Origin of the sequence: Chryseobacterium sp. C3, from assembly GCF_014218905.1 — a bacterium.
GTDB classification, from domain to species: domain Bacteria; phylum Bacteroidota; class Bacteroidia; order Flavobacteriales; family Weeksellaceae; genus Chryseobacterium; species Chryseobacterium mucoviscidosis.
This window is the reverse complement of the sequence record NZ_JACLCU010000016.1, coordinates 13,342-32,901: the sequence shown is the minus strand read 5'-3', so window position 1 is coordinate 32,901 and position 19,560 is coordinate 13,342. Positions and strand designations below refer to the sequence as shown.

The following is a 19,560-nucleotide window of genomic DNA, read 5'->3' as shown; positions in this document are numbered from 1 at the left end:
TTTTTTCCGGGATAAAAAATATAATGCCCACAAAAAATATTTAAAATAGAGGCCTTCTATATTACCTGTGGTGGAGGGGTCGGTCTGACCCCTTTTCGTTTTTTTGGGGGGCGGCTTTCCCCCCCCCGAAACCTCAAAAAAGCGAGTAGCGAAAGCTAGAAAAAGCTCCTGAAAAAGGAATTGGTTGATAGTTGATGATCGAAATTTACGAAATAAACAGAAAGTAGAAATTTAGTTTTTAAATTTATTCATAAAAAAAGAGACCATCGCTTGATGATCTCTTTCTGTATGTTGGAAAAAATATTCTTAGAATAATTCTTTCCTGATGATATTCTGGCTTCTTTCCGGTCCAACAGAAACCAAGTAAACGTTGATTCCTAAATATTTTTCGATAAACTCGATGTATTCCTGAGCCGTTTGCGGAAGCTCGTCGTAGCTTCTGGCTTTCGTGATATCTTCGTTCCAACCCGGCAAATCCTGATAGATTGGTTCGTAGTTGTATAATTTTTCGGTGGATGATGTGAAATAATCGATGATTTTTCCGTCTTCAGTTTTGTAATGCGTAACTACTTTCAGATTTTCAATCCCTGTAAGAACGTCTAATTTTGTAATCACTAAATTATTGATTCCGTTGATCATACAAGCGTGCTTCAAAGAAACAAGGTCTAACCAGCCTGTTCTTCTCGGTCTTCCTGTTGTTGCTCCGAATTCTCCTCCGATCTGTCTGATTTTCTCACCCAGTTCGTTATCCAGTTCTGAAGGGAAAGGTCCGTTTCCAACTCTTGTACAGTATGCTTTGGCAACACCAATTAAGTTCTGCAGCGAAGTTGGCGGAACTCCCGCTCCTGTACAAACTCCTCCCGTAGACGGAGAAGATGAAGTTACGTATGGATACGTTCCGAAGTCGATATCCAACATTAAAGCCTGCGCTCCTTCGAATAGAACATTTTTACCGTCTCTGATCGCTTCATTCAGTTCAAGTTCCGTATCTACGATTCTGTCCTGAAGCTGTTTTCCGATTTCTAAATATTCGTTGTAAATTTCTTCAACGTCCAATGTAGGTTTTCCGAAGTATTTTTCAAAAAGAGAATTCTTGATTTTTAAGTTTTTCTCGATTTTGTCTCTTAAAATTTCAGGATTCAAAAGGTCGATCATTCTGATTCCCACCCTTGCAATTTTATCTTCATAGCAAGGTCCGATTCCTTTTTTTGTTGTCCCGATCTGCGTTCCTCCGTGCTCTTCTTCACGGTACGTATCCAAAAGAATGTGATAAGGCATGATAACATGCGCTCTTCTGCTGATGAAAATGTGATCTGTCTTTAAGCCTTTGCTTTCGATCTGATTCACCTCCTTAATGAAAGATTTAGGATTTACCACTACTCCGTTCGCAATGATACATTTCCCTTTGCACTGAAGAACTCCCGATGGAAGAAGGTGCAAAACGAATTTCTCTTCACCTACATAAACCGTGTGACCCGCGTTGTCTCCCCCTTGGAAACGTACAACGTAATCTGATTTTGCCGATAAAACATCCGTGATTTTTCCTTTACCTTCATCTCCATACTGAAGACCTACAACTACGTAAGTTGACATATTTTACTTTTATTTTAGATTCATGCAAAATTACTTTTAAAAAATTGGGTGGGCAAATTTGTGGCGGATTTTATTTTTTGGGTGGGTGGGAATCACGTGGTTGTATATTGAAAATTTATTTTATATTTGAGTAAAACTAACAATCTTGAAATAACAAAAACTAATAAATTGAATTTAGAAGATTTTAAACAAGAAGTACTTAATTTAAGTAACGAAGATGAAAAAAAAGTTTTCACACAAAAAGTTTTCTTTCATGGTATTCCCAAAGTATTCGAAAATAGAGAAAATGATTATTATACTTTTAGAAAACGAATTTCAGACCATTTTGAAATTGAGTTTTTTGAAATATTAATTGTTGGTTCGTCAAAATTTGGATTCAGTCCTTATAAATTTACAGATTTTAGCTATGATTCAGATATTGATGTTGTCATATTTAATGAAAGACTTTTTGATAAGTTCTTTGAATTAATATGTGACTATCAATATCAGATAAAATCCAATGAAATAACCTTGACATTAGCTCAGAATAGAAGATTTATAAGATTTCTGAAATATTTCACACGTGGTTGGATGAGACCAGATTTATTACCTCAAAATACTAACTCCTTTAAAGAACTCAAAACTGTGTGGGATGATTTTTTCAAAAGTATATCACATTCTAAGTCAGAAGTAGGAAATTACATAGTAAAAGGAGGTTTATTTAAGAATCATAAATATGCAGAAAAATATTATCGATTTTCATTAGAAGAAATTAAGTACAAATTTGAAACAATTTAAAGATGGCAAAACAGATACCAGCTCAACCAGATAAAAAAACAATTTCCGACCTAATTGGAAAAATTAAAAGAGAAGAATTAATTTTACAACCCGAATTTCAGAGAGAGTTTGTTTGGACTCCATCTCATATGGAAAATTTTATCCGTACTATATTAGATGGATTTCCTTTTCCAGAAATTTATATTTCACAGAAAGGTATAGACTTAAATACTTTAACAACACAAAATGTTGTTGTTGATGGGCAACAACGCTTAACTACAATATTGAAATACATCGATGGAAACTCTAGTTTTGAGAAATCAATTCCGAAATATGCTGATTTAGATCCTGATGAACAGCGTGAATTCTTAAATTATGATGTAATAATACGTGATTTAAAAGATGTTGAACCTGATGTTATAATTGAGGTTTTCAAAAGAATCAACTCAACCAATTTTACATTAAATGCAATAGAAATCAATAATGCAATTTATGATGGTGAATTTATTTCATGCGCAAAAGAGATTTTAAAAATTATTGATTTAGAAGATTTAAAAGTTCCTATCTTTAGTGAAAGCGAACTTACTCGTATGGCAGATTTACATTTCATTCTTTTAGTATTATCAACTTTAGAAGAAGGAGGTTACTTTACTTACGATAATAAAGTTGAAGAATATATTTCTAAATATAACGATGAATATCCTAATTATGAAATATCCAAAAATCTAACAAGTGAGAAAATATTAAATATTATTAGATCACCACTAGAATCTGATTCTATTTGGTACAGAAAATCAAATTTTTTCACATTAGTATGTGAACTTTGCTTTAGTAATCAAACCGTTGAAAATATTATAATTAAATTGAAAGAAACAGAAAGTTTGATAATAGAAAATAAAAATCAAAATAAAGCCAGTAATATTTATGCTAATTACTATTCAAATATGTACACAGGAACAAATTCAAGAAGTGCAAGAGTAATTAGAAGCGAATTTTTTAGAGAACAAATATTATCTTAACCTTTAAAATAAGATATAAAGAGGGTTTTAGAATTATCTAAAACCCTCTTTATTATTATTATGAATTCAGTAAAATCTCACTCCTCTCCCCAATCTCCTCCAAAAACACACCCCATCATGTGAAATCACCACCAAAGTTCCATAATAATCTTTAATAGAATTCGTCATAATTTCATTATTGAATATTTTTTAATCTTCCCATTTTGAAAAAATACCAACAATTGGTATCTTTGATTTAAAATCAAAATAATGGCAAAAAACACATCCATCTTATTAGGCGATTATTTCGAGAACTTTATCAGTCAACAGATTAAATCTGGGAAATTCTCTTCTGCAAGTGAAGTTGTGAGAGCTGCGTTACGAATGTTTGAGAATGAGGAATCTAAAAAATCAGAATTAATCAATGAATTAAAAAAAGGTGAAAAATCCGGATTCGTGGAGAATTTTGACCGTAAAGAATTTCTGAAAAATATTCATCAGAAATATTCTGCTGAATAATGAAATACAAAATCAGCAAAGAAGCATCAATTGATTTAGAAAAAATTTGGCTGTACACATCCGAAATCTGCTCAAAAGAACAGGCAGATCATTATTTCGACTTACTGATGGATGAAATTGAATATCTATCTGAAAATCCAAAATCAGGAAAAGATTATAATGAAGTATGAAAAGGGTATTTTCGTTCAAGAGTGAAATCGCACTTTATCTTTTATAAAATCAATCTTAAAAACGAAGAAATTGAAATCATAAGAATTCTTCATCAACAGATGGACATTTCTTCAAGATTGGAAGAATAAATCAACCCTCACAGATTTTGAAAACCTGTGAGGGTTGAACAAATTCACCTACAAAAAAGGCGTATTCAGAAAATCATTCAAAGGCATCATCACTTTAAAGATTTTGGCAAGATTTTTCACGGCATTTTTATCGAAAACTTCTTCATCTTTCAGGTTATAAACCACGATAAAACTTTTCAGTTTGAGATACTCTCCCATCGGATCTTCCTTTTCAAAACCCTGCGGAATTTTTTTCAGCTTATCATCCTGATCAAGATCCTGAAAATACTTTTTGAATTCTTTGTTGTTGATGACTTTAAGAAAATCTTCTCCATACAAAGAAATTTCTTTTCTCAACTCTTTTAAAACTGAAGATTCCGGCATATAAATTCCTCCGGCAATGAACGATTTCCCCGGTTCCAGATGCAGATAATATCCGCCTTTCTGACTTCCTTTTCCCATTCCCAGTGAAGCTCCGAAATTCGTTTTGTAAGGAATTTTATCCTTTGAAAATCGTGTATCTCTGTAAATTCTGAACAGAGATTTCTTGGCATCAATTTTTCCCAGTTCTTCATCAAAACCAGACATTTCTTTAATGAGATCTTCAAGGAAAGCAATCACATTTTCCTGAGATTCCGTGTAAAGGTTTTTATTTTCCGTAAACCATTCGCGGTTATTGTTAACGGTAAGTTGATTAAGAAAATCGAATACTTTTGGAGAAATTGTTGCGGACATCATTCTGTAAAGTTTTTTATTTTAAATTGTAAAACTGATAAATTGTAATGATTCAAATGTACAAAAACCGAACTGTTTTCAATTATACTTTTTCCACACAAATAACCAAATAAAGAATTTAAATCGATCTGAAAGTTCAAAATTTTTGAAAATTCATAAATTACAGAGAAAAAATAAAACACATCTAATAAAAAAAAACAATGGTTAACATCTTTATAATTTGCACCCTGTTTTTTTGCATTTAATTTTCAAAATAAAAGTAAAAGATTAAAGGATTCTGAATTTAAGTTTGATTATTTAAAAATAATTCAAAAACAAATCAAATATTTATTGTATATTTGCAGAAATTTTATAATATTTAATGAATTTATTTACGGAGACCAATTTAAGTCCTGATATTCTTAAGGCAATTGGCGAACTGGGCTACGAAAGCCCGACAGAAATCCAAAAACAGACTATCCCTTTTATTCTTTCAGATATTCGCGACTTGATCGCACTTGCGCAGACGGGGACAGGCAAAACAGCAGCGTTTTCGCTTCCGATTTTGGATATGATTGACGAAACGAGTCGCAAAATCCAGCTTTTGGTGCTTTGTCCGACACGGGAATTATGTCTTCAGATTGCTAAAGACATAAAAAATTATTCTAAGTACATGGCGAACATCAAAACTACTGCAGTTTATGGTGGAAGCAGCATTATGGAACAAATGAGATCTCTGAAGGACAAACCGCAGATTATTGTGGGAACTCCGGGAAGAGTAATCGATTTGATTAACAGAAAAGCGTTAGACTTTTCTGCCATTCATTGGTTGGTTTTGGATGAAGCAGACGAAATGCTTTCCATGGGTTTCAAAGACGAGTTGGAAACAATTTTAAGCGAAACACCGGAAACAAAACAGACTTTCCTTTTCTCGGCTACGATGAACAAGGAAGTGGAAAGAATTTCCAAAAATTATTTAACGAAGCCTCACAGAATTTCGGTAGGTTCTATTAACGAAGTTAAGAAGAACATTAAGCACGAATTTTACGTAGCAGGATATCGTCAGAAAAAAGAAGCTTTAAAGAGATTAATTGATTCTAACCCGAATCAGTACTCCATTATTTTCTGCAGAACAAGAATGGAAACTCAGGAAGTTGCCGATTTCTTAATGCAGAACGGTTATGCAGCAGATGCACTTCACGGAGACCTTTCTCAGGCGCAGAGAGATACGGTAATGAAGAAGTTCAGACTGAAAAATATTGATATTCTTGTAGCAACAGACGTTGCAGCTAGAGGTCTGGATGTAAATTCTCTTACCCACGTTATCCACTATTCTTTACCGGACGATCCTGAAGTTTTCGTACACAGAAGCGGAAGAACAGGAAGAGCAGGAAAAGACGGAATTTCAATGTCTTTAATCAAGCCTGAAGAAAGCAGAAAATTAAAGCAGATCAAATCGGCTACGAAAATTGAAATCACGGAAGGTAAAATTCCTACCGGTGACGATATTATCAAAGCTCAGGTTGGTGGAGTTTTCGAAAGTCTATTCGAAATTCACGAAGATTTCTTTGAATTTGATGATTCTCTGATTCCTGATTTATCGGCATTCACCAAAGAAGAACTGGCTCACAAACTGCTTCAGTTCCAACTGAAAGATCTTGCAATGTACTACAAAGACAGACATGATCTTGTGGAACAGAAACTGAGCAGCAGAGATGACGACAGAGGTTCAAGAAGAGACCGTGACAGAGGAAGAGACCGCGACAGAGGGGAACGTGGAGAAAGAAGCGACAGAAGAGAACGTGGTGCAAAACCAAGAAGAAAGAACGAAAATATGGTTCGATTTTTCTTCAACCTTGGTAAAAAAGACCAGTTGAAAAAACTTGACGTTTTAGACATCATCAACAAAGCGACATCTTCAGGAAAAAGCAAAAAAAGAGCCGAGATCGGAGACATCGAAATTTTAGAGAAATTCTCTTTCTTCGAGGTTGAAAAATCTTTCAAAGGAGATCTTTTGAGCAATATTTCTACAATGAAATTCAGAGGTAAGGAAATGAGAGCTGAAGAGGCTAATTAATCTTACTGAAAATATACCTAAAACCGGCTGTAAAGTCGGTTTTTTTATTTGATAATCAGGCGTTCATCCAATGTTAACAAAACTTAATGTTATACTCTTTCAGGTAAGGTGGTTTTTTAAGAAATTTGCACTCGAATTATAAAAACTTTACAATGGGAATTGGTAATATTTTCCACGCTTTTCAACCGAAAGATAAAATCTTCTTTGTGCTTTTCGAAAAAGTAACAGAAAACCTTGTAGCAATGTCTGAGGAATTCAACCACGGAATCAAAGATTTCGATCTGAACGACGATTCTATGTTGAAAAAGATGAGCGATTACGAACACAAAAATGATGAGCTTACTCACGAGATCTTCGTAGAACTGGGGAAAAACTTCATCACTCCTTTCGACAGGGAAGATATCCACACTCTAGCAACAGGATTAGACGATATCGCAGATTACATCTACGCTTCCACAAAATATATTTTCCTTTACAAATCGCCTGAAATGAAGGCTTATTCAGACTTTTCATTACTGATTCACAAAGCTTGTCTTGAGATCCAGAATGCGATGAAAAACCTGAAAGGATTCAAAAATATGGAGCAGGTAAAAGAAGCTTGTATCAAAGTAAACTCTATCGAAAACATTGCAGACGATTTGTTATCCAATTCTATGGTAGAATTATTTGAAACAAACGATGCGATCAACATTATCAAAGTTTCATCTGTACTTAATTATCTTGAAGTCGTAACTGACAAAGCAGAAGATGTTGCCAACACGATTGAAAACATCATGATTAAATACGCTTAATTAATAATTATAATTAAACAATGGAATTTCCGATTTTACTTATAGTTATTATTGCATTGGCTTTAATATTCGATTACATCAATGGTTTTCATGATGCAGCCAACTCAATTGCGACTATTGTTTCTACAAAAGTTTTAACTCCGTTCCAGGCGGTTCTTTGGGCAGCACTCTGGAATTTTGCAGCTTTCTTCATCGCTGCTTACATCATCGGAGAATTTAAAATTGGTAATACAATTGCCAAAACAGTTAATGAGAATTTTATCACCCTCGAAGTTATCTTTTCAGGTCTTGTTGCGGCAATCGCGTGGAACCTTTTAACATGGTGGTTTGGTATTCCTTCTTCCTCTTCACACACACTGATCGGAGGATTTTTAGGAGCAGCTTTAATGCACGCTTTTATGATGGATTACCACAATGTTGCAGCAGCACAGCCGGAATTGGGAACTTGGGAAACCGTAAAAGCAGCCGCTTCGCAGGTAACACACCAGAGCGTTGTGAAATTTGATAAAGTAATCCCTATTTTCCTTTTCATTTTCATGGCTCCGATTATCGGGATGATTATCTCAATTATCATTACTTTAATTATTGTTCACCTTTATAAAAGATCAAACCCGCACAAAGCAGACCAGTCTTTCAAAAAACTGCAGCTTGCTTCTTCGGCACTTTTCAGTTTAGGACACGGTCTTAACGATGCGCAGAAAGTAATGGGAATCATTGGTGCGGCATTAATTTACTATCACGTTGAAATGCTTCACGATCCGATTTATCTAAATCTTAAATCTGGAGAGCGTTTCGATTACTTTGCACAGCACTACATCTGGGTTCCTCTGGTTTCGTTTATCGCGATCGCTTTAGGTACAATGAGCGGTGGATGGAAGATCATCAAAACCATGGGTACAAAAATTACAAAAGTAACTTCTCTGGAAGGAGTAAGTGCTGAAACAGCAGGTGCTATTACGTTATTCATTACAGATCACTTCGGGATTCCTGTTTCTACCACCCATACGATTACAGGTTCAATTATCGGGGTTGGTCTTACGAAAAGAGTTTCTGCCGTAAGATGGGGAATCACTGTAAGCCTTCTTTGGGCATGGGTTCTTACCATTCCGATCTCTGCAATTGTTGCCGGAATTACTTACCTTGCAGTAACTGCATTATCTTAAACAACTGAGATTACTAAAAATAATAAAACTTTGCTCTTTAGGGCAAAGTTTTTTGTTTTAATAAATTTACTTTTTTAATAAATTTTCTATCAATTTATTTTGTAACTCAATAAGTTTAATAATTTGATTCTGATTTTGAGCTAAATTTTCCAGAATTTCCGAAGAAACTGTATTTACTGTTGAATTTCCATAAACAGTGATTGCAGAGGCTTTATTTTCTGTATTATTTTGAATAATCTGATCATCCAAAAAGTAATTAGGATCAATTTCAAAATAATCACAAACTTTTTGCATAAAAAGAAAATCAATTTTCTCCACCGCTCCATTTTCAATTTTACTAAGAGTTCCTTGCGAGATATCCAGCTTGTAAGCAAATTCCTCTTGAGATATATTTTTTCTTTCTCTAAGTCTTTTTATTTTAAAACCTACGCTATTCATTAAATCAAAATTAGAACATAAAGATAAATCTTTTTTTAAAAACCTCTGTTATTTCATTTTATTCGATTTCGAATAAATTTTATTCCTTTTCGAATTGTTTTAAACAATACTTCTTTACATTTTTGATAAAAGTTTTCGCGAAGTACTTTAATCATATCATTAACTAAAATTAAACAAATGAAAAAATTATTATTAGCATTAAGTATTGTAACTGTCGGATTTGCAAACGCAAAGAATATTGACAAGGAAAAGAAAGAAGAGAAAAAAACTGAAAAACTTCCGGATAATAAAAAAGCAGACAAAAAATTCAGAATGCAATGTTACGAATGGTCTTTGTATATTTGGTGTCTGGATGTATTTGTCGCAGATACAGTTTGTTGGGGTGAAGGCTCTGGAACTGCCACTCATGCACAGGCAGTTGCAGACGAAATTCACAACTCGCAATTACTAACAGAATATCATTGCGGTTTAGGAACACAACATGGTTGGGGAACAGGAAATGGAGGACATTAATTTGTTTTAAAATGAAATTTTATTTATTAGTTTTTGTAGTATTAAGTAGTATTTTATACTCACAGTCAGACAGTCCTAAATCTGAATACGAAGTTATTTACAGAATTAGAAGTTTTGCAGATACATTAACAAAGAAAGATCCTATGGAAGAGGATTTATCTTTACTAATCAACGGACAGAAATCTTTATTCAGAAGTACTCAAAAAGCATTAAGTGACTCCATCGCTATGTCAATTGGAAACAAAGCTGTAGCAAATGCAGTTAATGGAAAAGTAGTTGTAGATATGAGAGGTGTTCCTCCTGTAAATTTCAAATCTGAAGTATATCTTGAAGATGGAAAGCAGACTATATACAAGGAATTAATGAAAAATAAACTTTCGTACCTTTTAGAAGATCCAATTGCATGGAAAGTTCAATCTGAAACAAAAACTGTCGAATCTTATCTTTGTAAAAAAGCGACAGGAAAATATAAAGGAAGGCATTATACAGCCTGGTTCACAGAATCAATACCTATTCCTGATGGACCTTATGTTTTCAAAGGACTTCCTGGTCTTGTATTAGAAGTTTATGATACTAATGAAAATGTTTACTTTAAAATGGTAAGCTTTAGGAAAACTAATAAACCTATGGTTTTAATGAAAAACGTTTTTGCAACGAAATATTCATCATATTACAAAGCGAAACAAAATATGATAGAAAATCCAGCAGGAATGCTTTCAAGCCAAACAGGCATTACTCTTAAACCTGACCAAATAAGTAGAATTAATAGTAATTCTAAGCTATTTAATAATCACATTGACTGAATACATAAATAATCACTAAATAAACTTTGCTCTTTCGGGCAAAGTTTTTGTTTTTTTAAAGTTTAAAATTTTTATTAATTTTATATGGATTAAATTATAAGCTATGAGCACTGCAGAATTACAGATAGACCTGATTAATCAGATCACAGGCATTACCAACAAGGCAAGACTAAAAGAGCTATTGCAGCTTCTTCAATTTCAAAACGATGAAGAAATCTACGTAACCAATGAAGAAGAAAAAAAAGCAGTTTCGGAAGCAAGAATAGAAATAAAAGAAGGAAGTGTTTTATCTGATGAAGATTTTCAGAAAGAAATCAATGCATGGCTAAACAAATAATCTGGACAAAAAGAGCCAGCAATGAATGGCTAGATATTCTTCAGTATTGGATTAACAGAAACCAATCAAACTCATTCAGTATAAAGCTTAATAATTTAATCAAAAATAATTTAGAATTACTTTCTGAATTTCCGGATATTGGAAGAAAGACAGATATACCAAACGTTTCTGTAAAGATTGTTCATAAATACCTTCTTTATTACGAATGTGTAGATCATAAAATTTATATTCTCACCATTCGACATGGAAGTAAAAATCCGGATACGGTTCAATTAAAATAATTTTTGACTTAATAATAAATCTTCACTCTTAAAACGGTGAGGATTTTGTTTTATAAAGCCCTGAAAAATTGTATTTTTGCTTAAACTATTAGAATTTATGGAATTTTTAGACAGATATCAGCAGATTGTTGCGGATGCCATTACCAAATATACTTTCAAAGATAAGCCAACAGAACTTTACGAACCCATGAACTATATTATTTCGCACGGAGGAAAGCGTCTTCGTCCGATCATGGTTCTAATGGCCTGCGATTTATTTGGCGGCGATCTTAAAGAGGCAATAAAGCCGGCTCTGGCAATTGAATTTTTCCATAATTTCACGCTGATCCATGATGACATTATGGATGAAGCACCATTAAGAAGAAACAAACCAACGATTCATACCTTACACGGAATTAACGTAGGAATTCTTTCAGGAGACGGACTGATGCTGAAAGCCTATAAATTTTTCGAAGATCTTGAGCCTGAGATTTTCAAAGCGTGCATCAGGATTTTTACCCATACAGGACTACTTTTATGCGAAGGACAGCAATATGATATCAATTTTGAAACTCAGGAAAATGTAACGTTTGACGATTACATCAGAATGATTACCTACAAAACAGGAGTTTTAAGCGCTTCTTCCTTTGAAATCGGAGCATTGATTGCTAAAGCAAACTTCAAGGATGCAAAAGCCATTTTTAACTTCGGAAAACATATCGGAATTGCATTCCAGATCATGGACGATTATCTGGATGTTTTCGGAGATCAGGCGCAGTTCGGTAAAAAACACGCCGGAGATATTTACGAAAACAAAAAAACCGTTCTTTACCTGATGGCGAGAGAACACGCTACAGAAGAAGAAAGAAAAGAGCTGGATTACTGGTACTCTAAAAAGACCGATAATATCGACAAAGTATACGGTGTAGAAAAGATTTTCAGAAGAACGAAAGTAGATGAAAAAGCATTACGTCTTATTGAAAAACATAACGAAATCGGACAAAGCTATCTTCAGAAAATCGATATTCCGGAAGAAAAGAAAAAGCCGTTTGCAGAACTTGCCAATTATTTATTGAGAAGAGAATCATAATTTGAAATTAGTCAATTTGAAAATGAGTAAGCATAAACCTTAAATTTTCAAATTGACACATTCTCAAATTTTCAAATTGATTAAATGAAATTCAGAACCGAAGTTGATATCAAAGAATCGCAGAAGAAGATTGAAGTTGAAGATAGAATATTTTCGATTGGTTCCTGTTTTGCCTCTGAAATGTCGGATCTTTTTCAGCAGGGGCAATTACAGACCATCAATAATCCTTTCGGAACGATTTTCAACCCTTTTTCAATCAATAACGCGGTTAAAAGACTTCATGATGCCGAATTTTATCATGAAGATGAACTGATTACCTTCAACGATGAATTCATTTCTCTGGATCATCACTCAAATTTTGACACAAGATATGTTCATCAGACGTTACAGAAAATAAATTCCGGTCTTGAAGAAGGAAATTCCTTTCTGCAAAAATCCAATTGGGTGATCATCACTTACGGAAGTTCATTTATTTACGAATTTACGCCTAAAAACAAACTTGTTGCTAATTGTCATAAAATTCCACAAAAATTCTTTGAAAAAAGACTTCTGACCTTTCAGGAACTTACAGATTCTGTGTACAATACAATTTTAAACCTCAAAGACATCTGTCCGGACGATGTTCAGATCTTATTTACTGTTTCTCCGGTTCGCCATACAAAAGACGGAATGATTGAAAATCAGCTGAGTAAATCTAAACTGATCACTGCAATTCATGAGATGATTGATGAACTGGATTACTGTCATTATCTTCCGGTTTATGAAATTTTAATGGACGATCTCCGCGATTACCGTTTTTACAAAGAAGATATGATTCATCCTAACAATCAGGCAATTAATTACATTTTCGAAAAATTCGGAAATGCTTATTTTTCGGATGAGACAAAAGATTTTATTAAAGAAAATTTTAAAATCCACAAAGCGTTGGAGCATAAAACCAACGACGAAAAAGATCCGAAATACATCGAATTTAAAGAAAAATTAAACCTAAGAATCGAAGCTCAGCGAAAAAAAGTAAAGCATAAAATATTTTAAAAACTAATGGCTATTATTAAAAACACAGAAGGATTATCAACCGATCAATTAAATGATGAATTACAGAAAGGTGCTAAATTCGTAGTTTTTTCATACACAATTTCAATTATTTTCCTATCATCAAAAAGACCAAGTGATATTTATTTTATAAAATCTGATGAGTCTTCCTCAAAATACAGTTGGAAATATTCGCTGTTGACTTTATTTTTTGGGTGGTGGGGAATTCCTTTCGGACCTATTTTCAGTATTGCCTCTTTTTACAGAAACTTTACCGGAGGAAAAGACATCACAAATGAAGTTTTACATCAGATAAATACCTATCATGTTGAATCTTCAAACTCAATAGAATCAAAATGATTGATTTCACAAAGATCGACTATCTGAAAAACGGAAATGAAAGGCAAAAAATAGCTTATGAAGTTTTGACGAGATATCAGATTTTTGAAAAGCTGAAGAATTATTCTCCCATTTTGGCAGGAACTATTCCCATAGAAATTGATATTGAAGATAGTGATCTGGATATCATCTGCGAAGCAAAAGATTTCACTGAATTTGAGAAAACTCTTTCTGAAATGTTTTCTGAATTTGATTTAAAAATTGAAAAAATCATGGTAAATAATGAACAAGCCACTGTTTTAAATTTCAAACTGGAAGAATTTCCTGTTGAAATTTTCGGACAAAACAAACCTGCAACCGAACAGAACGCTTACCAACACATGATCGCTGAATACAAAATATTACAGGGAAAAGGTGAAAATTTTAAGCAGAAAATAATAAAATTAAAAAAACAGGGCATCAAAACGGAACCCGCTTTCGGAATTTTACTGAATTTAGAAAATCCTTACGAAGACCTGTTAAAAATGATATAAAAAAAATGATTGATACACATACGCACTTATACGCAGAAGAATTTGATGAAGACAGAAAAGAAGCTATTCAGAGAGCTTTAAATAAGGGAATTACAGCATTTTATCTTCCGGCAATCGATTCGGAATCTCATGAAAAAATGCTGCAACTGGAGGCAGAATATCCGCAACATATCTTTTCGATGATGGGACTGCATCCCTGTTATGTAAAACCGGAATCCTGGCAAAAAGAGCTCGAAATTGTTAAGAATTATCTTGATCAAAGGTCTTTTCCTGCCATCGGAGAAATCGGAATCGATCTGTACTGGGATAAAACCACTCTTGATATTCAGGTGAAAGCTTTTGAACAGCAAATCGACTGGGCAATTGAAAAAGATCTTCCCATCGTAATCCATACCAGAGAAAGCTTTGATGAAACTTTTGAAGTACTGGAAAGAAAAAAACATCCGAAACTTAGAGGGATTTTCCATTGTTTTTCAGGGAATTTAGAACAGGCAAAACGAGCAATTGACCTGAATTTCATTTTAGGGATCGGAGGAGTTGTGACCTTTAAAAATGGTAAAATAGATCAGTTTCTGCATGAAATTCCTTTGGATAAAATCGTTCTGGAAACAGATTCTCCTTATCTCGCTCCGGTTCCTTACAGAGGAAAACGAAATGAAAGCTCCTATCTTGATCTGGTTGCCGGAAAACTGGTTGATCTCTATAAAACAGACTTTTCTGAGATTGACAGCATTACAACTGAGAATGCGAAGAAAATCTTCGTTCAGATTTAAAAATAAAAGCCTTCCGGATTTGGAAGGCTTTCGCATTATTTCTTTCTAGTGAAATTTTTATTCTTAGGCTTTTTAAAACCAACCGGTGCCGCTCCGTTATCCGGCTTTGCCTTATTTCGGCTGAATTTTGAAGAATTTCCTCTTGCCTGTTTCGGTTTTTCCCCTCCTGCAGGAACTGGCTTGTTGTTCGAATCTCTTTTCTGAGCAACCAGATCGTCTGTATGAAACGGATGATTTTTTACCACAGGAATTTTCATTCCGATCAGTTTCTCCGTATTGCGCAGATTCAGAAGATCCAGACCGTCTACAAATGAAATAGACGTTCCTTCCGCTCCTGCTCTACCCGTTCTTCCGATTCTGTGAACATACGTTTCGGAAACATCAGACAACTCAAAATTAACAACGTATTTAAGCTCATCAATATCAATTCCTCTCGCTGCAATGTCTGTCGCAACCAGAACCCTTGTTTTTCCGGATTTAAAATTGTTTAAAGCATTCTGACGCGCATTCTGGGATTTATTCCCGTGGATAGCCTCGGTTGTAATATTATCTTTCTGAAGTTTTCTCGCAATTTTATCCGCACCGTGCTTCGTCCTTGCAAAAACCAAGACAGAATCTGAAATGTCATTCTTTAAAATGTGCGTTAAAAGATTCAGTTTGTTATCTTTTTCTACAAAGTACACCGACTGTTTGATGGTTTCTGCGGTAGATGAAACCGGAGTTACCTCTACCTTTACCGGATTATTAAGAATAGAATCTGCCAGTTTCTGTATTTCTGAAGGCATGGTTGCAGAGAAAAACAAAGTCTGTCTTTTCTGAGGCAAAAGTTTAATAATTCTTTTCACATCGTGCACAAAACCCATATCCAGCATTCTGTCGGCTTCATCCAGTACAAAAATTTCAAGATTTTTTAAGCTGATGATTCCCTGAGCAATAAAATCCAGAAGTCTTCCCGGTGTCGCAACCAGAATATCAACTCCTTTTTTCAGCGCGGCTTCCTGATTTCCCTGCTTTACACCTCCAAAAATTACGAGATGCTTTAATGGTAAATATTTTCCGTACGCCTGAATATTTTCTTCAATCTGAATCGCCAGTTCTCTGGTAGGCGTTAAAATCAAAGCTTTAATATTTCTGTTGGGGAATTTGTTCTGAGCAAGATTCTGAAGGATAGGAATGGCAAAAGCTGCCGTTTTTCCTGTTCCTGTCTGAGCGCAACCCAAAAAATCTTTACCTTTTATAATTTCCGGAATGGATTTTTCCTGAATAGGAGTCGGGTTGGTATATCCTTGTTCCTGAATTGCTTTTGCAATAGGATCAATTAAATGTAAGTCTGTAAAATTCAAATAAATTGTATTTAATAATTAAAACAAAATTCCTTCAAAATGAAGGAATTATATTTTGCAAAGGTAGCTTAAATATTTTTAATATATTAATCGACTTTTGTCCACTGCTGACTGAATCTTAAGTCATCAAAAAATTTATACAGTTGTTCAAGCTTTTCGGTTCCTCTTTTCCCGTAATCTTCAACATATTTTGAGGTTCCGTCGGCAAAATTAATTCTTAAATGGGAAGTTGGGAGATCCGTAATATTTCTTTCACCATATTTTTCATTCAGTTTTTTCACCTCCAAACCGTCCAGTAAAGCAATCAGTTTATTATAGTCTTCCTGCTTTATTGTTCCTTTGAAAGTTCCTTCACGGGGTTTATTGAAATCTCCTTTAGAAAATCCGTTCGTAAAATTAAAATGTTCTGCCTCAAACACCGCTGTTCTGTCAGGATTAACGGTTATTTTAAAAATAGGACAAGATCCGAAACAGGCTCCCGCTTCATATTCGATTTTTGAATATTTAGAACTGTTTTTTTGCGGGGTACAAGAGAACAGAAAAATAAAAGCAAAAAGACTGAATATATATTTCATAGCTTACATTTGAGTGGTGTGTTTCAATAATTGTTCCAAAATATTATTGTAGTAACTACAACTTTGAAAAGAATTTTCAAGCAGAAAATAGTTTCAAATGTATTAATTTTTGATACAGCATTATTTTTAGAATAAAAAAACAGAACTCTGACGAATTCTGTTTATAATAAACCGTTAAGTATATTTTAACCCTCTTGTGGAAGACATACCGGTAAATCTGGAGCACAAGGACTGTTCAATGTTCCTGCTGCATAGTAAATTCTACGTTCACAGGTAACTTCATCATAACATCTTTTCATCCCGGGCAAAGCTCCTCCTTTAATTTCTTTTAATTTTTCTCTTTTAATTTTTTTCAAATTTTTCATAGTAATTAATTTAAGTTTTCAAAAATAATTAAAATATCATTAAGTAGTGATTTTTATTTTAAAAAATAAGAAATTTGTCACATTATCTTTACTCTGTATTAATAATCAATATCATATAAAAGGTGAGAATTTTATCAAGCTTTAAGTTAAATAAAGCTTTATTCCGAAATAAATTTAAGCCTATTTTTTTAATTCATAATGACTTGTATAATCTCTAACAATAATTGTTCTAAATATAAAAAGGTATTCGGATAAATTTTTGTTATTTTGACAATTGTAATTTTCTGATATGTATAATTTCCTCAAATCCATCATTAAAAGTTTTATTCCTCAAAATGTTCTTGTAAAAAATGAAGAAAATTTTAGAAAAATCTTAAAACCTTTATATAAAGGGAAAAACCATCAGTGTAATGTATGTGAAACCCTGCTTAAAAGTTTTGCAAAACTTAATAATGGAGATTTGATTTGCCCTGTATGCGGGAGCATTTCCAGAACCAGAAGACTTTATAAGCTTTTAAATGAGGAATTTATTGTTCCTGATATTGCGATATTAGATTTTTCACCTTTCAGAATATTATACAGAAAATGGAAAAAGAAAACCAACATACAATATTTTGCTACAGATTTCGGAACCGATTTTATAGCTGACTACCGCTACGATATTACCAATATTGACTGTAAAGATGAAACTTTTGATCTCATTATCTGTTATCATATTTTAGAACATATTGTAGATGATAAAAAAGCAATGAGTGAACTTTACCGGGTTTTGAAGAAAAATGGAACAGTCTTAATTCAGACACCATTTAAAGAGGGAGAAATTTATGAAGATTATTCTATCGTTACGGAGAAAGAGAGATTAAAACATTTCGGGCAGGAGGATCATGTGAGGATTTATTCCGTTAAAGGATTGAAAGAGAGATTGCAACACTCCGGTTTTTTCGTAAATGTCAAAATTTTTGAGAAAGATAATTATTACGGATTTTCACAGGGAGAGAAAATACTAATATGCAAAAAGTAAAACTTAGAGCAGTTTGACAAAAAAATTAATAATTTAAATCAAGATTCATATTTTTTATTAAATTCTAAAAATTTAACCATGAAAAAAACAATCATTCTACTTTCTGCTGTATTAAGTTTTACAGCAAACGCTCAATGGAGTTTAACCGGGAATTCAGGAACTAATCCTTCAAATAACTTTATTGGAACTACAGACAACACTTCTTTGGTTTTTAAAACTAATAATCAAGAAAAACTGAGAATTAATCCTGATGGCAGATTCATCTTCTTAAATCTTTCTTCAACCAGTCAGATTTGGGACAAAAATTTATTTTTTGGAGGTGGTGTAAACAATGCTACAAGTATACTTAATACAGTTTTTGGACTTGGGGCTTTTACTCAAAATATAACAGGAGGTGGAAATACTGCTATTGGAAGTAATGCAATGTCTATAACATCAAATGGAAATTCTAATACAGCAGTTGGTTCGGGGGCTATGAATAATGCGCAATCCGGTTCAGATAATGTTGCAATTGGAACAAATGCTTTGGAATCTTTTATTTCCAGTTCCGGAAATACTGCTATTGGTTCTCATGCAATGGCTTATGGATCAACTGGAACTAATAATACCGCTATAGGTGTAAGTGGTTTAAGATATCTTAAAAGTGGTACCGCCAATGTATCAGTAGGCAGCGAATCGTTTAGATCATTAGACAATGGCTCCAATAACATCAATCTAGGCTACTCTAATGCAAGAAATATTTTATCAGGAAACAACAATATATTTATAGGAACCAATATTGTGCCCTACAACGCAACGTCGCCAAACAATGAGTTAAATATAGGCAATTGGATTGTTGGAAATAACGGGACAATCGGAATTGGGCAGTTTACCAATCAATTACCCGCAAATGGAATTGCAAACGATGGTGAAAAATACAAACTTTTTGTAAAAGATGGGATTAAAACAGAAAAAGTAAAAGTAGATATTGCTGCAAATAATGGATGGGCTGATTATGTCTTTGAGAAAGGTTATAAACTAATGCCATTAAATAGTGTTGAAAAATTTATCAAAGAAAACGGACATCTTCCGGAAGTTCCCACAACTGAGGAAGCAATCAAAAATGGTATTGAACTTAAGGAAATGAATATTCTACTTCTGAAAAAGATTGAAGAACTTACGCTTTATACAATAGAGCAACAAAAAAGAATTGAAGCACTTGAGAAAAAAGTAAAATAATTAATTATATAAAATTAAGAACATGAAAAAG

At 33.5% G+C, this 19,560-nt stretch carries 23 protein-coding genes and 1 pseudogene; 18 read left to right on the top strand and 6 right to left on the bottom strand.

The window, feature by feature from the left end; translation table 11 throughout:
- Positions 1–306: 306 nt before the first annotated feature.
- Complete coding sequence (locus H6W53_RS21160) at positions 307–1,593, bottom strand: adenylosuccinate synthase (RefSeq protein ID WP_076392183.1); 1,287 nt, start codon at positions 1,591–1,593, stop codon at positions 307–309.
- Positions 1,594–1,761: 168 nt separating this feature from the next.
- Between H6W53_RS21160 and H6W53_RS21155 the strand changes: the two genes are divergently transcribed.
- The 4 genes and pseudogenes from H6W53_RS21155 (at position 1,762) to H6W53_RS21140 (ending at position 4,165) form a co-directional block, all read left to right on the top strand.
- The gene (locus tag H6W53_RS21155; protein ID WP_185209570.1) at positions 1,762–2,370 is read left to right on the top strand and encodes a hypothetical protein; all 609 of its coding nucleotides are present in this window, start codon (positions 1,762–1,764) and stop codon (positions 2,368–2,370) included.
- Positions 2,371–2,372: 2 nt separating this feature from the next.
- Positions 2,373–3,368 (top strand): DUF262 domain-containing protein, encoded by a 996-nt coding sequence (locus H6W53_RS21150; protein ID WP_185209568.1) that lies wholly within the window; start codon positions 2,373–2,375, stop codon positions 3,366–3,368.
- Between the two features lie 249 nt (positions 3,369–3,617).
- A complete protein-coding gene (locus tag H6W53_RS21145) occupies positions 3,618–3,866 on the top strand; it encodes a type II toxin-antitoxin system ParD family antitoxin (RefSeq protein WP_185209566.1) in 249 nt (82 codons plus the stop codon).
- Positions 3,866–4,165 (top strand): annotated as a pseudogene (locus tag H6W53_RS21140) (type II toxin-antitoxin system RelE/ParE family toxin). Before H6W53_RS21145 ends, H6W53_RS21140 begins: the two are co-directional and overlap by 1 nt.
- Positions 4,166–4,213: 48 nt before the next feature.
- Here the strand turns inward: H6W53_RS21140 and H6W53_RS21135 are convergent.
- Positions 4,214–4,882, bottom strand: a complete 669-nt coding sequence (locus tag H6W53_RS21135; RefSeq protein WP_228457852.1) for a DUF2461 domain-containing protein — start codon at positions 4,880–4,882, stop codon at positions 4,214–4,216.
- 358 nt (positions 4,883–5,240) lie between these two features.
- Here H6W53_RS21135 and H6W53_RS21130 point away from each other — a divergent pair, with 358 nt between their 5' ends.
- The 3 genes from H6W53_RS21130 (at position 5,241) to H6W53_RS21120 (ending at position 8,889) form a co-directional block, all read left to right on the top strand.
- Positions 5,241–6,935 carry a DEAD/DEAH box helicase gene (locus H6W53_RS21130; RefSeq protein WP_116098975.1) on the top strand — a complete coding sequence of 565 codons (1,695 nt, stop codon included), beginning with the start codon at positions 5,241–5,243 and terminating at the stop codon, positions 6,933–6,935.
- 152 nt (positions 6,936–7,087) lie between these two features.
- Positions 7,088–7,726 carry a DUF47 domain-containing protein gene (locus tag H6W53_RS21125; protein ID WP_076392175.1) on the top strand — a complete coding sequence of 213 codons (639 nt, stop codon included), beginning with the start codon at positions 7,088–7,090 and terminating at the stop codon, positions 7,724–7,726.
- A gap of 20 nt (positions 7,727–7,746) precedes the next feature.
- The gene (locus H6W53_RS21120; protein WP_076392173.1) at positions 7,747–8,889 is read left to right on the top strand and encodes an inorganic phosphate transporter; all 1,143 of its coding nucleotides are present in this window, start codon (positions 7,747–7,749) and stop codon (positions 8,887–8,889) included.
- A 66-nt stretch (positions 8,890–8,955) separates the two neighbouring features.
- Here the strand turns inward: H6W53_RS21120 and H6W53_RS21115 are convergent, their stop codons facing one another.
- Entirely contained in the window at positions 8,956–9,327 is a 372-nt protein-coding gene (locus H6W53_RS21115; protein WP_185209564.1) for a helix-turn-helix domain-containing protein, read from the bottom strand.
- Positions 9,328–9,504: 177 nt separating this feature from the next.
- Here H6W53_RS21115 and H6W53_RS21110 point away from each other — a divergent pair, with 177 nt between their 5' ends.
- The 9 genes from H6W53_RS21110 (at position 9,505) to H6W53_RS21070 (ending at position 15,007) form a co-directional block, all read left to right on the top strand.
- Positions 9,505–9,840, top strand: a complete 336-nt coding sequence (locus H6W53_RS21110; protein ID WP_185209562.1) for a hypothetical protein — start codon at positions 9,505–9,507, stop codon at positions 9,838–9,840.
- An 11-nt stretch (positions 9,841–9,851) separates the two neighbouring features.
- On the top strand, positions 9,852–10,643 hold the full coding sequence (locus H6W53_RS21105) for a GLPGLI family protein (protein ID WP_185209560.1): 792 nt from the start codon (positions 9,852–9,854) through the stop codon (positions 10,641–10,643).
- Positions 10,644–10,746: 103 nt separating this feature from the next.
- On the top strand, positions 10,747–10,980 hold the full coding sequence (locus H6W53_RS21100; protein ID WP_185209558.1) for a hypothetical protein: 234 nt from the start codon (positions 10,747–10,749) through the stop codon (positions 10,978–10,980).
- Entirely contained in the window at positions 10,965–11,261 is a 297-nt protein-coding gene (locus H6W53_RS21095) for a type II toxin-antitoxin system RelE/ParE family toxin (protein WP_116098973.1), read from the top strand. The genes H6W53_RS21100 and H6W53_RS21095 overlap by 16 nt, the downstream gene beginning before the upstream one ends.
- Positions 11,262–11,358: 97 nt before the next feature.
- The gene (locus H6W53_RS21090; RefSeq protein WP_076392171.1) at positions 11,359–12,330 is read left to right on the top strand and encodes a polyprenyl synthetase family protein; all 972 of its coding nucleotides are present in this window, start codon (positions 11,359–11,361) and stop codon (positions 12,328–12,330) included.
- An 84-nt stretch (positions 12,331–12,414) separates the two neighbouring features.
- Complete coding sequence (locus H6W53_RS21085; RefSeq protein WP_185209556.1) at positions 12,415–13,365, top strand: GSCFA domain-containing protein; 951 nt, start codon at positions 12,415–12,417, stop codon at positions 13,363–13,365.
- 6 nt (positions 13,366–13,371) lie between these two features.
- On the top strand, positions 13,372–13,722 hold the full coding sequence (locus H6W53_RS21080; protein ID WP_185209554.1) for a hypothetical protein: 351 nt from the start codon (positions 13,372–13,374) through the stop codon (positions 13,720–13,722).
- Entirely contained in the window at positions 13,719–14,234 is a 516-nt protein-coding gene (locus H6W53_RS21075) for a DUF4269 domain-containing protein (RefSeq protein ID WP_185209552.1), read from the top strand. Before H6W53_RS21080 ends, H6W53_RS21075 begins: the two co-directional genes overlap by 4 nt.
- 5 nt (positions 14,235–14,239) lie before the next feature.
- A complete protein-coding gene (locus H6W53_RS21070; protein ID WP_185209550.1) occupies positions 14,240–15,007 on the top strand; it encodes a TatD family hydrolase in 768 nt (255 codons plus the stop codon).
- A 35-nt stretch (positions 15,008–15,042) separates the two neighbouring features.
- On the opposite strand, the gene H6W53_RS21065 is transcribed toward H6W53_RS21070, so the two are convergent.
- The 3 genes from H6W53_RS21065 to H6W53_RS21055 form a co-directional block, all read right to left on the bottom strand.
- Complete coding sequence (locus H6W53_RS21065; protein WP_185209548.1) at positions 15,043–16,350, bottom strand: DEAD/DEAH box helicase; 1,308 nt, start codon at positions 16,348–16,350, stop codon at positions 15,043–15,045.
- Positions 16,351–16,436: 86 nt separating this feature from the next.
- The gene (locus H6W53_RS21060; protein ID WP_185209546.1) at positions 16,437–16,925 is read right to left on the bottom strand and encodes a DUF6438 domain-containing protein; all 489 of its coding nucleotides are present in this window, start codon (positions 16,923–16,925) and stop codon (positions 16,437–16,439) included.
- Positions 16,926–17,110: 185 nt separating this feature from the next.
- Positions 17,111–17,290, bottom strand: a complete 180-nt coding sequence (locus H6W53_RS21055; RefSeq protein WP_087712438.1) for a bacteriocin-like protein — start codon at positions 17,288–17,290, stop codon at positions 17,111–17,113.
- Between the two features lie 289 nt (positions 17,291–17,579).
- On the opposite strand from H6W53_RS21055, the gene H6W53_RS21050 reads away from it, so the two are divergent.
- Positions 17,580–18,311 (top strand): class I SAM-dependent methyltransferase, encoded by a 732-nt coding sequence (locus tag H6W53_RS21050; protein ID WP_185209544.1) that lies wholly within the window; start codon positions 17,580–17,582, stop codon positions 18,309–18,311.
- Positions 18,312–18,389: 78 nt separating this feature from the next.
- Positions 18,390–19,529 (top strand): hypothetical protein, encoded by a 1,140-nt coding sequence (locus tag H6W53_RS21045; RefSeq protein WP_185209542.1) that lies wholly within the window; start codon positions 18,390–18,392, stop codon positions 19,527–19,529.
- Positions 19,530–19,560: the final 31 nt, after the last annotated feature.